Origin of the sequence: Burkholderia sp. BCC1993, assembly GCF_905339865.1 — a bacterium.
Classification (GTDB): domain Bacteria; phylum Pseudomonadota; class Gammaproteobacteria; order Burkholderiales; family Burkholderiaceae; genus Burkholderia.
The window spans coordinates 117,311-131,637 of the sequence record NZ_CAJPGZ010000022.1; the positions used below are offsets into that span (position 1 = coordinate 117,311).

Here is a 14,327-nt window from a genome sequence, read left to right on the forward strand (position 1 = left end):
CCATCGCAGACAGGAACGACGATGCTATTTGTTCGCCCCGGCAAACTCACGGATCTCGATGCGCTCGCGCACATGGCGCGCACCGCGCAGCCGGTCCTGCACTCGCTGCCGCACGACCGCGCGGCGCTCGAAGCGCGCGTGGCGCTCTCCGAGGATTCGTTTCGCGCGGACGTCGACTTCGCCGGCGAGGAGTTCTACCTCTTCGTGCTCGAGGATTCGTCGACGGGCAAGCTGCTCGGCACGGCGAGCATCGTGGCCGCGGCCGGCTACTCGGAACCGTTCTACGCGTTCCGCAACGACGCACTGATCCACGCGTCGCGCGAGCTGCACGTGAACCGCAAGATCCACGCGCTCACGATGTCGCACGAGCTGACCGGCAAGAGCCGGCTCGCGGGCTTCTACGTCGATCCGTCGCTGCGCGGCGACGCGGCCGCACACCTGATCTCGCGTGCGCGGATGATGTACATCGCCGCGAACCGCCGTCGCTTCACGCCGGAAGTGTTCACGCTGCTGCTCGGCGTGAGCGACAGCACGGGCGCATCGCCGTTCTGGGAAGCGGTGGGCCGCAAGTTCTTCGGCCGCAACTTCACCGACGTCGACATCGCGTCGGGCGGCCGCAGCCGCACGTTCATCGCGGAAGTGATGCCGGCGTATCCGCTCTACGTGCCGCTGCTGCCGGAAGCCGCGCAGCGCGTGCTCGGCGAGCCGAACGAAACGGCGCTGCTCGCGTACGACATCCATCTCGAGGAAGGCTTCGAGCCGGACCGCTTCGTCGACATCTTCGACGCGGGCCCGGTGCTGACCGCGCAGGTCGACCGCACCGCATGCGTGAAGCACGGCGCGGAGCGCACGGTGCGCGAAGCCGCGCGGCAGCAGGGCGACGTCGCGTACATGGTGTCGACCGGCAGCGGCGAAGCGTTCCGCTGCGTGCTGGCCGACCTGCCGGGCGATACGGCCGACGCGCCGCTCGCCGGCGACGTGCGCGCGGCGCTCGATGTGAAGGATGGTGACGTCGTGCGCTGCGTGCCGCTGCACCGCCGCGACGATGAAGACATGAAGGGAGACGCAGCATGATCGTCGTTCGGGTCGTACAAACGGGCGACGTCGACGCGCTCGTGTCGCTCGCGAAGGAAACCGGGCCGGGCCTGACCACGTTCAAGCCCGATCGCGACGCGCTCGCCGCGCGCATCGAACGCACGCGCCGCACGCTCGACGGCGAGGCCGCGCCGGGCGAGGCCGGCTACTTCTTCGTGATGGAAGAATCGAAGACGGGCGACATCGCGGGCGTGTGCGGGATCGAGACGCAGGTCGGCCTCGAACAGCCGTTCTACAACTATCGCGTGAGCACGGTCGTGCACGCGAGCCAGGAGCTCGGCGTGTGGACGCGGATGTCCGCGCTGAACATCTCGCACGACCTGACGGGCTACGCGGAAGTGTGCTCGCTGTTCCTGAGCCCGCGCTACCGCACGGGCGGCGTCGGCGGCCTGCTGTCGCGCTCGCGCTTCATGTTCATCGCGCAGTTCCGCGAACGCTTCCCGGAACGCATCTGCGCGGAACTGCGCGGCCACTTCGACGAGGACGGCACATCGCCGTTCTGGCGCGCGGTCGGTTCGCACTTCTACCAGATCGATTTCAATGCAGCGGATTACCTCAGCTCGCACGGCCGCAAGTCGTTCCTCGCGGAACTGATGCCGCGCTATCCGGTGTACGTCGACCTGCTGCCGCAGGACGCGCAGGACGCGGTCGGCCTCACGCACCGCGACACGCTGCCGGCCCGCAAGATGCTCGAGGCCGAAGGGCTGCGCTACCAGAATCACGTCGACATCTTCGACGCGGGCCCGGTGCTCGAATGCCACGTGAACGATCTGCGCACGGTGCGCGAGAGCGTCGTCGTGCCGGTCGCGATCGGTGTGCCCGATGCACGGGAAGACGCACCGGGCGACCATCCGCCGAGGTCGCTCGTGTCGAATACGTCGCTCGGCGATTTCCGCGTCGGCGTTGCGCCGGGCGTGGTCGCGAACGGGTCGTTCGTGCTGTCGGCCGACGATGCCGCCGCGCTCGACGTGAAGGCCGGCGATCCGGTCCGCGTGCTGCCGCTCAAAGTCAAACAGGGATAAACGAATCATGACGGAACTTTTCATCGACGGCGCCTGGGTCGCAGGCTCGGGCCCCGTCTTCGCTTCGCGCAACCCGGGCACCGACGCGATCGCATGGCAGGGCGAAAGCGCGTCGGCGGCCGACGTCGACCGCGCGGTCGCGAGCGCGCGCCGCGCGTTCGCCGGCTGGTCGGCGCTCGACTTCGAAGCGCGCTGCGAAATCGTCAAGCGCTTCGCCGCGCTGCTCACCGAACGCAAGGAAGCGATCGCGACCGCGATCGGCCGCGAGACCGGCAAGCCGCTGTGGGAAGCCCGCACCGAAGTCGCGGCGATGGCCGCGAAGGTCGGCATCTCGATCCAGGCCTACCAGGAACGCACCGGCGAGAAGCGCCAGGACATGGCCGACGGCGTCGCGGTGCTGCGCCATCGCCCGCACGGTGTCGTCGCGGTGTTCGGTCCGTACAACTTCCCGGGCCATTTGCCGAACGGCCATATCGTGCCGGCGCTGATCGCGGGCAACGCGGTCGTGTTCAAGCCGTCGGAGCTCGCACCGGGCGTCGCGCGCGCGACGGTCGAGGTGTGGCAGGAAGCCGGTTTGCCGGCCGGCGTGCTGAACCTCGTGCAGGGCGAGAAGGACACGGGCATCGCGCTCGCGAATCACCGGCAGATCGACGGGCTGTTCTTCACCGGCAGCTCGGATACCGGCACGCTGCTGCACAAGCAGTTCGGCGGCCGTCCGGAAATCGTGCTCGCGCTCGAGATGGGCGGCAACAACCCGCTCGTGATCGGCGAAGTCGAGGACGTCGACGCGGCCGTGCATCACACGATCCAGTCGGCGTTCCTGTCGGCCGGCCAGCGCTGCACGTGCGCACGCCGCATCTTCGTGCCGCAGGGCGCGTTCGGCGACCGCTTCCTCGCACGCTTCGCCGACGTCACGTCGAAGATCACGGCCGACGTGTTCGACGCCGATCCGCAGCCGTTCATGGGCGCGGTGATCTCGGCGCGCGCGGCCGCGAAGCTCGTCGACGCGCAGTCGCGCCTCATCGAGCAGGGCGCGAAGCCGATCATCGCGATGACGCAGCGCGATCCGCGCCTGGGCTTCGTGAACGCGTCGATCATCGACGTGACCGGCGTGGCGAACCTGCCCGACGAAGAGCACTTCGGCCCGCTCGCGCAGATCGTCCGCTACGCGACGTTCGACGAAGCGATCGAGCGCGCGAACGACACGGCGTTCGGCCTGTCGGCCGGCCTGCTCGCCGACGACGCCAACGCATGGGACCACTTCCGCCGCACGATTCGCGCCGGGATCGTCAACTGGAACCGCCCGACCAACGGCGCATCGTCCGCCGCGCCGTTCGGCGGCACGGGCCGCTCGGGCAACCACCGGCCGAGCGCGTACTACGCGGCCGACTATTGCGCATATCCGATGGCGTCGGTGGAAAGCACCCAACTGACCTTGCCCGCGAGCCTGTCGCCGGGCCTGCATTTCTGATCGAGGGAACGACGATGAACGCACAAGAAGCCAATTTCGACGGACTCGTCGGCCCGACCCACAACTACGCCGGGCTGTCGTTCGGCAACGTGGCGTCGCTCAACAACGAGAAGTCGGCCGCGAATCCGAAGGCCGCTGCGAAGCAGGGGCTGCGCAAAATGAAGCAGCTCGCGGATCTCGGCTTCGCGCAAGGCGTGCTGCCGCCGCAGGAGCGCCCGTCGCTGCGCCTGCTGCGCGAGCTCGGCTTCTCCGGCAAGGACGCGGACGTGATCGCGAAGGCCGCGAAGCAGGCGCCCGAGCTGCTCGCCGCGGCGAGCTCGGCGTCGGCGATGTGGACTGCGAACGCGGCGACCGTCAGCCCGTCGGCCGATACGAGCGACGGCCGCGTGCACTTCACGCCGGCCAACCTGTGCAGCAAGCTGCATCGCGCGATCGAGCACGACGCGACGCGCCGCACGCTGTCGACGCTGTTCGCCGATCCCGCGCACTTCGCGGTGCACGAGGCGCTGACGGGCACGCCGGCACTCGGCGACGAGGGCGCGGCCAACCATACGCGCTTTTGTGCCGAATACGGCCAGCCGGGCGTCGAGTTCTTCGTGTACGGCCGCGCGGAATACCGCCGCGGCCCGGAGCCGAAGCGCTTCCCGGCGCGCCAGACCTTCGAGGCGAGCCGCGCGGTCGCGCATCGCCACGGTCTCGCCGAAACGGCGACGGCCTATGCGCAGCAGGATCCGGACGTGATCGATGCAGGCGTGTTCCACAACGACGTGATCTCGGTCGGCAACCGCGACACGCTGTTTACGCACGAGCGCGCGTTCGTCAACAAGCAGGCGATCTACGACACGCTGACGGCCACGCTCGACGCGCGCGGCGCGCGGCTGAACGTGATCGAGGTGCCCGATGCGGCCGTGAGCGTGAACGATGCGGTCACGTCGTACCTGTTCAACAGCCAGCTGCTGTCGCGCGCGGACGGCTCGCAGGTGCTCGTCGTGCCGCAGGAATGCCGCGAGAACGCGAACGTCGCCGCCTATCTCGACCAGCTCGCGGCCGGCAACGGCCCGATCCGCGACGTGCTCGTGTTCGACCTGCGCGAAAGCATGAAGAACGGCGGCGGCCCCGCGTGCCTGCGCCTGCGCGTCGTGCTGAACGACGCCGAGCGCGCGGCCGTCACGTCGAATGTGTGGATCAACGACACGCTGTTCGCGTCGCTCGATGCGTGGATCGAGAAGCACTACCGCGACCGTCTCGCACCGGAAGACCTCGCCGATCCGACGCTGCTCGACGAATCGCGCACGGCGCTCGACGAGCTCACGCAGATCCTGCGCGTCGGGTCGCTGTATGACTTCCAGCGCTGAGTCCCGCGTGCCGGCCACCGCGCCGCTCGACGACTTCCTCGCGTTCACGCTCGCGGGCGACGCGCCGGCCGTCGACGGCGGCGCGTGCGCGAACGGCGCGGTGCGCTGGCATTGGCTCGGCGACGGGCTGCTCGCGCTCGAGCCGGCAGCGGATGAAGCGGGCGATGCGGCGCGTGCGAGCGTGCTCGTGTCGGCCGGCGTGCATGGAGACGAGACCGCGCCGATCGAGCTGCTGTCGATGCTCGTGCGCGATCTTGCGGCGGGCACGCTGCCGCTCGCGTGCCGGCTGCTCGTCGTGCTCGGCAACGTGCCGGCGATGCGCGCGGGCGCACGCTATCTCGACGACGACCTGAACCGCCTGTTCAGCGGCCGTCACGCGCAAGTGCCCGCGAGCCGCGAAGCGCCGCGCGCCGTGCAGCTCGAAGCGGCGGCCGCCGCGTTCTTCGCGGCCGCGCCGGCCGGCAGCGCGCGCTGGCACGTCGACATGCACACGGCGATCCGCGCATCGGTGTTCGAACAGTTCGCGCTGCTGCCGCACACGGGCACGCCGCCGACCCGCAAGATGGTCGAATGGCTCGGCGATGCGCGCATCGCGGCCGTGCTGCTGCATACCGCGAAGGGCAACACGTATTCGCATTACACGGCCGAGCAGTGCGGCGCGCTCGCGTGCACGCTCGAACTCGGCAAGGTGCGGCCGTTCGGCCAGAACGACCTGTCGCGCTTCGCGCCGGCGGACCGTGCGGTGCGCAAGCTCGTGTCCGGTGCGCCGCGCGACATCGACGCCGCGTTGCCGCGCGTGTTCACCGTGATCGACCAGATCACGAAGCAGAGCGATGCGCTCGAGCTGTTCGTCGCGGCCGACGTCGCGAATTTCACCGCGTTCGCGCGCGGCACCGTGCTCGCGCAGGACGGCGACTACCGCTACACGGTGCAGCACGACGAGGAGCGCATCGTGTTTCCGAATCCGGCCGTGAAGCCGGGCCTGCGCGCGGGCCTGCTCGTCGTCGACACGACGCGCGACACGCTGGCCGCACTCGTCTGAACGGCGACCGGTTGCGCGCGGCTGCGGTGCGCCGCGGCCCGCGCGTCTTCCCGCCGCATCCTCCTGTCGCGTCGACGCCCGCATGCCGCGCAGACGGCCCGTGCGTCGCGCTTGCGCATTTGCGACATCGTCTTGCAAGTTCGACGGCGCACCCGGCCGTCATCGTGCACGCAGCGCAGCATCGCAGGCCGGCGGCCGCTTTGCCGTGCCGGGCCGCGCGGATTGGTACAATCGCGGCCTTGCGGCTGTTGCGCCGCATCAAGGCGCGGCATCGGCATTGGCGTTGTCATCCGACCCTGCGATGATGCATGCGCCCGTAGTTCCGGAACATTCGAGTATCGAGGAGAACACCTGATGAAGTTGGATTGGCGTAAAGTGGCCGCGCACGCGGTAGTGGCGGCATCGGCCGTGGCGGCAGGCAGCGCGTTTGCCGCGGATCTGAAGGAGATCCGGTTCGGCGTCGAGGCCTCGTACGCGCCGTTCGAATACAAGACGCCCGACGGCAAGCTGACCGGCTTCGACATCGACGTCGGCAACGCGGTGTGCGCGAAGCTGAAGACGAAGTGCGTGTGGGTCGAGAACGACTTCGACGGCCTGATTCCCGCGCTGCAGGCGCGCAAGTTCGACGCGATCAACTCGGACATGACGATCACCGACCAGCGCAAGCACGCGATCGCGTTCACCGATCCGATCTACACGATCCCGAACCAGCTGATCGCGAAGCAGGGCAGCGGCCTGCAGCCGACCCCGCAAGCACTGAAGGGCAAGCGCGTCGGCGTGCTGCAGGGCACGATCCAGGAAGCGTACGCGAAGAAGAAGTGGGCGCCGGCCGGCGTCGAAGTCGTGCCGTACCAGACGCAGGACCTGGCCTACGCCGACCTGAAGTCGGGCCGTCTCGACGCGGCGTTCCAGGATTCGGAGGCGGGCTCGAAGGGCTTCCTGTCGAAGCCGCAAGGCCAGGGCTTCGGCTTCGCCGGCGGCACGGTCAGCGATGCCGAGATTCTCGGTTCGGGCGTCGGCTTCGGCTTGCGCAAGAACGACGCGGCGCTGAAGACCGCGCTCGATCAGGCGCTGAAGGAACTGAAGGCCGACGGCACGATCGACAACCTCGCGAAGAAGTACTTCAGCGTGCCGGTCACGCTCAAGTAAGGATTTCGATCCGTCGTACATGCAGCCGGCCGCTTTTGCGGCCGGTTTGCATTTGGGGCGCCGCTTGGGTTACGCGGGAAAGAACCGCCCCAGTTCGCGCGCGAGCTCGTTGAGCACGCTCATCTCCTGCTGCGTGATCTTGCGCGCCGGCTGCGCACCGGCCCAGTCGCCGTACAGCAGGCCGACCGTTTTCGCGCCGACGCGCACCGGCAGCAGCACGAACGCGCGCGTGTCCGGAAGCGCGTCGAGATACCACGCGGGCAGGCGCTTCACCATCTTCGGGTCCTGCGCCTGCTCGATGAAGATGCCGACCGAGTTCGTGATCGCGAGATGGAACACGTCCGGCTCGAAGCGCTCGTCGAAGCACAGCCGGTCGAGCGCCGCATCGACGCCCGGGCCGAAGCCGAGACGCGCGGCGAACGCGCCGTCTTCCCGGCGCACGAACATCACGGTGCGCGTGAACGCGAGGCCCGCGAGCAGGCTTTCCGACGCGAGTGCGAGCACCGGCGTCAGCACGTGCTCGGACGGCAGCGCGCGCAGGTCCGCGAGACCGGCCTCGAGGCATGCCTCGGGATCGGGCTGCGCCCGCGCGATCGCGTCGGCGTTCGCGCGCAGCTCGACGATCTCGCGCATCACGGTGTCGCTCGCTTCCTCGGATGCGAGCCGGTCGGCGATCGCCACCAGCGCGTCGGCGTCGATGTCCAGCTCCTGGCCGTAGTGCTGCGCGAGCACCGCGATGTGCGCGTCGCGCTGCGGGCCCACGGGCATCGCGAGCGCACCGGCGACATCGGTCGAGCAGCGGCTCACCGCGCGCAGCCAGCGTACGCGGCCGGGGCTGTCGTCGGCGCACGCGTCGCGGGAGCGCTGGCGGTCGTTGTCGGCGTCGTCCTCGTCATCGTCGAGGCTCGCGGCATGCGCGGTACGGCCATCGCCGTCGGCCATCCCGGCGCGGATCACGTCGGGCAGCCGCCAGCTCGCGGCGGCCTCGAGACCGATCTCGTCGAAGCCGACGCCGAGCACGTCGATGCACGCGGCCGCATCGTCGCCGTCCAGCTCGGCGGCGCGACGGCGGATCCGGTCCCATTCGCTGTCGAGATAGCAGACCACCAGCAGCTTGCCGACCTGGCGCATCAGCGTGCAGACGACGGCTTCCTCGCCGCCGCGTAGCTCCGCATGCTCGGTGAGCTTGCGGGCGACGCAGCCGGACAGCAGCGCGCGGTTCAGCTCGAGCTTCGCGTCGATGCGGCGCGGCGTGCTGTGGTGGAAGTGGTCGACGAGCTTCAGCCCCACGACGAGATGGCCGACCGTGTCCATGCCGAGCACCATCAGCGCCCGCGTGACGGTCGTGATGTTGCCGCCGAACGCCATGTACATCGCGGAATTGGCGAGCCGCAGGACTTTCTGCGTGAGCGCGAAATCCGACAGCACGACGCGCACGAGCGCGGTGAAGTCGAGGTCGTCGTTCTTCATCGCGGCCATCGTCGCGCGCAGCGACTCCGACAGCAGCGGGAAGTCGCCCCGTTCGTTCATCCGGGCCCACAGCTTGTCGAGCAGCGCCGTGCGGGGCAGGTGTGCGGTGATTGACATACGGATCTATCCGGTTCGCCGCGCGCGTCAGGCGGCGTGCAGGCGCAGCTGCTGCGCCTCGAAGCGCCGTGCGAGTTCCTCGGACGGCAGCGCCTGGCACACGAGCCAGCCCTGGATGTGGTTGCAGCCCATCTCGGTCAGCAGTTCGCGCTGCGCCTCGGTCTCGACGCCTTCCGCGACGAGCTCGAGATCGAGCGTCTGCGCGAGGCCGACCACTGCCGACACGATCGCGCGGTCGTTGCGCGACGTCAGCAGGTTCTCGACGAAGCTGCGGTCGATCTTCAGCTTCGCGAGCGGGAAGCGCTGCAGGTAGGCGAGGCTCGAATAGCCGGTGCCGAAATCGTCGATCGCGAAGCGGATGCCGAGCTCGGTCAGCTCCTCGAGCAGCCCCTTCGCCTGCACGGGGTCGTGCATCAGCAGGCTTTCGGTGATTTCGAGCACGATGCGGCGCGGGTCGATGCCCGTCAGCGCGATCGCCTCGCGCACGCTCTGTGTGAAGCGCGGGTCGCGGAACTGCTGCGGCGACACGTTGACCGCCACGTACTGCAGCGCGAGCCCCTGGCGATCCCAGGCGACGAGCTGCATGCACGCGGCCTTGAGCACCCAGTTGCCGAGATAGTTGATCAGGCCGATCGATTCGGCGAGCGGAATGAAGGTCGCCGGCGGCACGAGGCCGTGCACCGGATGACGCCAGCGGATCAGCGCCTCGACGCCGTCCACCGCCCCCGACTGGCTGCGCGTGATCGGCTGGAAGTGGAGCGAGAACTCGCCGTTGCGCACGCCGTCGTACAGGTCGGCTTCGAGCTTGAGCCGCTCGGCGTCGGCCGGATCGTCGACCGGCGCGTGAAACGCGAGTGCGTTGCCGCCCGATGCCTTCGCCTGCGCGAGTGCGTGGTCGGCGCGGCGCAGCAGCGGGCTGTGGTGCTGCGCGCGATGGGGCGCAGCCCGTTCGTCCGGGTACACGGCGATGCCGATGCTCGCGGACAGGTGGACGGTCTGCCCCTGGTACGCGTAAGGTTCGCGCACCGCGGCCTGCAGCCGGCGCGCGAGCGCGTCCGCGGCATTGCTCGCGCGTGCGCGGTCCGGTGCGGTGAGCACGACCGCGAACTTGTCGCTCGCGACACGCGCGAGCTGCTCGCCGGGCGCGACGAGCGCCTGCAGCCGCTGCGCGGTGTCGCGCAGCAGCGTGTCGCCGGCGTCGTAGCCGAGCGCGCGGTTGATGCGCTGGTAGTCGTCGAGGTCGAGCAGCAGCAGGGCGGCGCAGGTGCCGCTTTCGTCGGCGGCCTGCTGGGCGCGCATCAGCGCCGGCACGAGTGCGGACAGGTTGCCGAGCCCCGTCATCGGGTCGTGGTGCATCTCGTACGTCAGGCGGGCCTCGAGCGCACGCCAGGCCGACACGTCGAACGCCGCGATCGCGAAGCCGTCGACGCCGTGGTGGCGGCTCTTGAACGCGCGGATCTCGACGTCGAGCGGGTAGGTGAGCGACTTGACGATGCACATCGTCGCCTTCTCGACCTGGCCGGAGCGCGCGGCGCGCGCAAGCAGGCCTTCGAGCGTCGCGGTATCCTGTTCCGCGATCAGGTCGCGCAGCGTCAGCGTGTGCAGGTAGTCGCGGTGATAGCCGATGAAGCGCAGGCTCGCATCGGACACATACAGGAAACGCAGCTCGCGGTCGACATGGGCGAGGAAGTCCACCGTGCCGACCGTCTGTTCCAGCCAGTTGCGCACGGTGTCGTCGCGGCGCGGCGCGCCGGCGCGCGCAGGCATCAGCGCGCCGCCCGACCAGGCGAAGCGGCGCAGCGTATGCAAGGCATTGCGCCAGGAGCCCTTGCGTGGCGTCTGTTTCCTGTTGGCTTCCATGTGTCTCGCTGACGTGAAGGGCTGGAACTGGTTGTCCGGAAGGAATAACGGCAGGCTGCACGAAATCTTTAACCGTTCGGCCGTGGCTGGCACTGCCGCTGGACCGGGATGTGCACATCGGCGTTCGACAGGCGAACGCCGATGCGGCCTACATCGAGGCTGACTTTATAAGAAATGAGGACGCAGATGAAGCGAAAACTATTGGTGGGCGCCGCGGCGGCGCTGCTGGTGGCCGGCCATGCGCCGGTCGCGCAGGCGGAACTGAAGCCGGGCGACGCAGCGCCCGGCTTCACGACGCAGGCGTCGCTGGGCGGCAAGACTTACACGTACGCGCTGGCCGATGCGCTGAAGCACGGGCCGGTCGTGCTGTACTTCTACCCGGCCGCGTTCACGAAGGGCTGCACCATCGAGGCGCATGCGTTCGCGGATGCGGTCGATCGTTACAAGGCTTACGGCGCGACGGTGATCGGCGTATCCGCGGACAACATCGACACGCTGACGAAGTTCTCGGTGAGCGAGTGCCGCAGCAAGTTCCCGGTCGCGGCCGATCCGGATGCGAAGATCATCCGCGAATACGACGCGAAGCTGCCCGCGCTCGATCGCGCGAACCGCGTGTCCTACGTGATTTCGCCGGAAGGGAAGGTGTTGTACGAATATACGAGCCTGTCGCCCGACAAGCATGTCGAGAACACGCTCGGCGCGGTGAAGGCGTGGGCCGACGCGCATCCGAAGCCGTAGGCAGCCACCCGCAGGCGGTCAGCCCGCCGTCAAGCGGCCCGCCTCGCGGGCCGCAGGCGCGATGAAACGCGCCGCCCCGTGGCGGCGCGGGCAGGCCGGGCAAGCGTTAGGCGCGCAATGCCTGTTCGATCGGCACGCTGCCGCCGACGAAGCCGACGACCTTGCGCGAAATGCCGAGCTTGATCGCCTCGATCGCGGCCCACGCGACATCCTGGCGCGACACCGGCGGCGCCGCGTCGAGCGGCTCCTCGGTCAGCGCGATCTTGCCGACGCCCGGGCCGTCCGCGAGCGGGCCGGGGCGCAGGATCACGTAATCGATGCCCGACGCGATCACGCGGTCGTCACCTTCGCGCTTCATCTGCGAGTAGTGGCGCAGCGCGTCGCCGCTGCGCTCCGGCCAGTACGCGGTCAGCGAACTGATCACGACCAGCTTCTGCACGTTGTAGGCGAGCGCGTGCTCGGCGGCGCGCGCGACCGCGTCGCGGTCGATCTGCTCCTCTTCGGCGGCGCCTTCCGATTCTGCCGAGCCGGCCGCGTAGATCACGTGCGTGATGCCCTGGAACGCGTGCGAGAAATCGCCCGTCAGATCGGCCTCGACGACCTTCGCGCCCGGCAGCGCATAGCCGTGCCGGCGCACCAGCGCAGTCACCTCGAATTCCGGCTGCTCGAGCAGCAGATCCGCGCAGGCCCGGCCCGTGCGGCCGGTCGCGCCAATCAGCAATACCTTCGTCGTCATGAAACCGCTCCTTGCTCGATGCGTCATCCTTCCAGATAGGGACGGACGACCGATACTCAAGTGTATGTCGATCGGGGCGGCGGCGCTCGGGTAATTGGGGCTGTACCGTACCGAAATGGCTGACGTGGCCCCCGTCGTCCGCGCGGTCGCGCGCACGGATCGCGGAATCGCCCCGCCGACCGGCTATCATGTGCGCGATGCATTTTTCGCCGCCAGGCAATACAACGCGGCGGCCAACCGGTTGGAGTACACATGGCATTACCCCTGGACAACATCAGCATGGCCGTGTTCTGCGACTTCGAGAACGTCGCGCTCGGCGTGCGCGACGCGAAGTACGAGAAATTCGACATCAAGCCCGTGCTGGAGCGGCTGCTGCTGAAGGGCAGCATCGTCGTGAAGAAGGCGTATTGCGACTGGGAGCGCTACAAGGGCTTCAAGGCCTCGATGCACGAGGCGAGCTTCGAGCTGATCGAGATTCCGCACGTGCGCCAGTCGGGCAAGAATTCGGCCGACATCCGGCTCGTCGTGGACGCGCTCGATCTCTGCTACACGAAGTCGCACGTCGATACGTTCGTGATCATCAGCGGCGACTCGGATTTCTCGCCGCTCGTGTCGAAGCTGCGCGAGAACGCGAAGAAGGTGATCGGGGTCGGCGTGAAGAAGTCGACGTCGGACCTGCTGGTCGCGAACTGCGACGAATTCATTTTCTACGACGACCTGGTGCGCGAGCAGCAGCGCGCGCTGGCGAAGCGCGAACAGCAGCGCACTGGCAACGGCGGCGCGAAGCGCGCCGACGAGCCGTCGCGCAAGCCGGAACTGGAAGTGCGCCGCAGCGAGGCGATCGCGCTCGCGGTCGAGACGTTCGATGCGCTGGCGTCGGAGCGCGACGACGTCGGCAAGATCTGGGCGTCGGTGCTCAAGAGTGCGATCAAGCGCCGCAAGCCGGACTTCAACGAGTCGTATTACGGCTTCCGCGCGTTCGGCAACCTGCTCGACGAAGCGCAGGCGCGCGGCCTGCTCGAAGTGGGACGCGACGACAAGTCGGGCGCGTTCGTGTCGCGGCCGCGCCAGTCCGCGGCGGCGGCCGAGCCGGTGGCGGCGGCACGCGATACGGGCGGTGCGCAGCACGGTCACGGCGGGCGCCACGGGGAAGCCGCAACGGCCGAGCGCGAGCCGCGGCGCCGCGGGCAGCGGGCGGAAGCGGCCGTCGACGAAAGCGTGCGGGCCGATGCCGACGAGGCGGACGTCGCCGACGTCGTGAACGAAGCGGCGCGCGTGCCGGCCGCGATGGCCGACGCGAATGAAGCGGCCGAGACGCACGGTGACGCAAAGGACGGCCGCAAGCGCGCGCGCAAGACCGCGGCGAAGAAGGCCGGCGCGAAGAAGGCCGGCGATGCGAAGGGTGCCGGCCGTCACGCGGCGGCGAAGCCGGACGAGGCCGCGCACGGCGGTGCGAAGCACGGTGGCGACAAGCACGCGGACGGCAAGCATGCCGAAGGCGAGCATGCAGAAGCGACGCATCGCGACGCGGAGCACGGTGAGGGCCGGCACGTCGCGGCGCAGCACGCGGCGCCGACGGCCGGCGAGTACGGTGCCTCGGCGGCTGCCGCGCAGCCGTCGTACGAAGCAGCACCGGCCGCCGAATCGACCGGTGAAGCGGCTGCCGACGCGGCAACCGGCGCCAAGCCGAAGAAGCCGGCCCGCAAGACGGCGACCCGCGCGCGCCGACCGCGCAAGACGGCCGCCGCCGCCGAGTAACGGAGTCAGGGGGCGTCAGGCGGCGTCATGGCGGGACGGCGTCCGACCGAGGGCGCTGCCCGTGACGCCGCGTCGGCCGGTGCAACACCGGCCGACGCGCTGCGTTATCCGTTCAGCACGTACGGCCGCGTCATCACCTCGAGGAAGTGACCGTCCGGATCGTCGAAATACACACCACGCCCGCCGTCATGGCGGTAGATCTCACCGGGCTGCCGCCTCGCCGGATCAGCCCAGTGCGGCAGGCCGCGCGCGCGAATGCGCGCGAACACGCGATCGAAGCCGGCCTCGTCGGTCAGGAACGCGTAGTGCTGGGCCGCGATCTCTCCCTCTTTTTCGTAAAAATCGAGCGACACGCCGTTGTCGAGCTGGACGACCAGCATCGCGCCGAACGGCGTCGGCGCCGGCAGCTCCAGAAGCTCGGTGAGGAAACGGCTCGACGCGTGCTTGTCGCGGCACCAGACGATCGTATGGTTCAGCTGGACGTTCATGGCGGGTCCCCGGGACGGGGCGCGAG

The 14,327-nt window shown here is 69.1% G+C and carries 12 protein-coding genes; 8 read left to right on the plus strand and 4 right to left on the minus strand.

Features of this window, described 5'->3' with window-relative positions:
- Window positions 1-21 precede the first annotated feature (21 nt).
- The 6 genes from aruF to U4Y91_RS31655 all read left to right on the plus strand — a co-directional run bounded on the left by aruF (window position 22) and on the right by U4Y91_RS31655 (window position 7,134).
- Entirely contained in the window at window positions 22-1,074 is a 1,053-nt protein-coding gene (aruF, locus tag U4Y91_RS31630) for an arginine/ornithine succinyltransferase subunit alpha (RefSeq protein ID WP_321808341.1), read from the plus strand.
- The gene (astA, locus tag U4Y91_RS31635; RefSeq protein ID WP_321808342.1) at window positions 1,071-2,117 is read left to right on the plus strand and encodes an arginine N-succinyltransferase; all 1,047 of its coding nucleotides are present in this window, start codon (window positions 1,071-1,073) and stop codon (window positions 2,115-2,117) included. The genes aruF and astA overlap by 4 nt, the downstream gene beginning before the upstream one ends.
- A 7-nt stretch (window positions 2,118-2,124) precedes the next feature.
- Window positions 2,125-3,588: a succinylglutamate-semialdehyde dehydrogenase gene (astD, locus tag U4Y91_RS31640; RefSeq protein WP_321808343.1), complete on the plus strand. Its 1,464-nt coding sequence runs from the start codon at window positions 2,125-2,127 to the stop codon at window positions 3,586-3,588.
- A gap of 14 nt (window positions 3,589-3,602) precedes the next feature.
- Window positions 3,603-4,943: an N-succinylarginine dihydrolase gene (astB, locus tag U4Y91_RS31645; RefSeq protein WP_321808344.1), complete on the plus strand. Its 1,341-nt coding sequence runs from the start codon at window positions 3,603-3,605 to the stop codon at window positions 4,941-4,943.
- Entirely contained in the window at window positions 4,927-5,985 is a 1,059-nt protein-coding gene (astE, locus tag U4Y91_RS31650) for a succinylglutamate desuccinylase (protein WP_321808345.1), read from the plus strand. Before astB ends, astE begins: the two co-directional genes overlap by 17 nt.
- 354 nt (window positions 5,986-6,339) lie before the next feature.
- Window positions 6,340-7,134, plus strand: a complete 795-nt coding sequence (locus tag U4Y91_RS31655; RefSeq protein ID WP_321808346.1) for an ABC transporter substrate-binding protein — start codon at window positions 6,340-6,342, stop codon at window positions 7,132-7,134.
- Window positions 7,135-7,203: 69 nt separating this feature from the next.
- On the opposite strand, the gene U4Y91_RS31660 is transcribed toward U4Y91_RS31655, so the two are convergent.
- Both U4Y91_RS31660 and cdpA read right to left on the minus strand, forming a co-directional pair.
- Window positions 7,204-8,721 carry an HDOD domain-containing protein gene (locus U4Y91_RS31660; protein ID WP_321808347.1) on the minus strand — a complete coding sequence of 506 codons (1,518 nt, stop codon included), beginning with the start codon at window positions 8,719-8,721 and terminating at the stop codon, window positions 7,204-7,206.
- Between the two features lie 27 nt (window positions 8,722-8,748).
- Window positions 8,749-10,488: a cyclic di-GMP phosphodiesterase CdpA gene (gene cdpA / locus U4Y91_RS31665; protein WP_321808366.1), complete on the minus strand. Its 1,740-nt coding sequence runs from the start codon at window positions 10,486-10,488 to the stop codon at window positions 8,749-8,751.
- A 279-nt stretch (window positions 10,489-10,767) separates the two neighbouring features.
- Between cdpA and U4Y91_RS31670 the strand changes: the two genes are divergently transcribed.
- The gene (locus U4Y91_RS31670) at window positions 10,768-11,319 is read left to right on the plus strand and encodes a peroxiredoxin (protein ID WP_321808348.1); all 552 of its coding nucleotides are present in this window, start codon (window positions 10,768-10,770) and stop codon (window positions 11,317-11,319) included.
- Between the two features lie 106 nt (window positions 11,320-11,425).
- Here U4Y91_RS31670 and U4Y91_RS31675 read toward each other — a convergent pair whose 3' ends face one another.
- Complete coding sequence (locus tag U4Y91_RS31675; protein ID WP_321808349.1) at window positions 11,426-12,055, minus strand: NAD(P)H-binding protein; 630 nt, start codon at window positions 12,053-12,055, stop codon at window positions 11,426-11,428.
- Window positions 12,056-12,307: 252 nt separating this feature from the next.
- Between U4Y91_RS31675 and U4Y91_RS31680 the strand changes: the two genes are divergently transcribed.
- A complete protein-coding gene (locus U4Y91_RS31680) occupies window positions 12,308-13,813 on the plus strand; it encodes an NYN domain-containing protein (RefSeq protein WP_321808350.1) in 1,506 nt (501 codons plus the stop codon).
- A gap of 104 nt (window positions 13,814-13,917) precedes the next feature.
- Here U4Y91_RS31680 and U4Y91_RS31685 read toward each other — a convergent pair whose 3' ends face one another.
- Window positions 13,918-14,301, minus strand: a complete 384-nt coding sequence (locus U4Y91_RS31685) for a VOC family protein (protein WP_415750516.1) — start codon at window positions 14,299-14,301, stop codon at window positions 13,918-13,920.
- Window positions 14,302-14,327 lie beyond the last annotated feature (26 nt).

What these genes read in the sequence shown, in the direction of transcription:
- aruF (WP_321808341.1), top strand. Translation starts at nt 22, where the DNA reads ATGCTATTTGTTCGCCCCGGCAAACTCACGGATCTCGATGCGCTCGCG.
- astA (WP_321808342.1), top strand. Translation starts at nt 1,071, where the DNA reads ATGATCGTCGTTCGGGTCGTACAAACGGGCGACGTCGACGCGCTCGTG.
- astD (WP_321808343.1), top strand. Translation starts at nt 2,125, where the DNA reads ATGACGGAACTTTTCATCGACGGCGCCTGGGTCGCAGGCTCGGGCCCC.
- astB (WP_321808344.1), top strand. Translation starts at nt 3,603, where the DNA reads ATGAACGCACAAGAAGCCAATTTCGACGGACTCGTCGGCCCGACCCAC.
- astE (WP_321808345.1), top strand. Translation starts at nt 4,927, where the DNA reads ATGACTTCCAGCGCTGAGTCCCGCGTGCCGGCCACCGCGCCGCTCGAC.
- U4Y91_RS31655 (WP_321808346.1), top strand. Translation starts at nt 6,340, where the DNA reads ATGAAGTTGGATTGGCGTAAAGTGGCCGCGCACGCGGTAGTGGCGGCA.
- U4Y91_RS31660 (WP_321808347.1), bottom strand. Translation starts at nt 8,721, where the DNA reads ATGTCAATCACCGCACACCTGCCCCGCACGGCGCTGCTCGACAAGCTG.
- cdpA (WP_321808366.1), bottom strand. Translation starts at nt 10,488, where the DNA reads ATGCCTGCGCGCGCCGGCGCGCCGCGCCGCGACGACACCGTGCGCAAC.
- U4Y91_RS31670 (WP_321808348.1), top strand. Translation starts at nt 10,768, where the DNA reads ATGAAGCGAAAACTATTGGTGGGCGCCGCGGCGGCGCTGCTGGTGGCC.
- U4Y91_RS31675 (WP_321808349.1), bottom strand. Translation starts at nt 12,055, where the DNA reads ATGACGACGAAGGTATTGCTGATTGGCGCGACCGGCCGCACGGGCCGG.
- U4Y91_RS31680 (WP_321808350.1), top strand. Translation starts at nt 12,308, where the DNA reads ATGGCATTACCCCTGGACAACATCAGCATGGCCGTGTTCTGCGACTTC.
- U4Y91_RS31685 (WP_415750516.1), bottom strand. Translation starts at nt 14,301, where the DNA reads ATGAACGTCCAGCTGAACCATACGATCGTCTGGTGCCGCGACAAGCAC.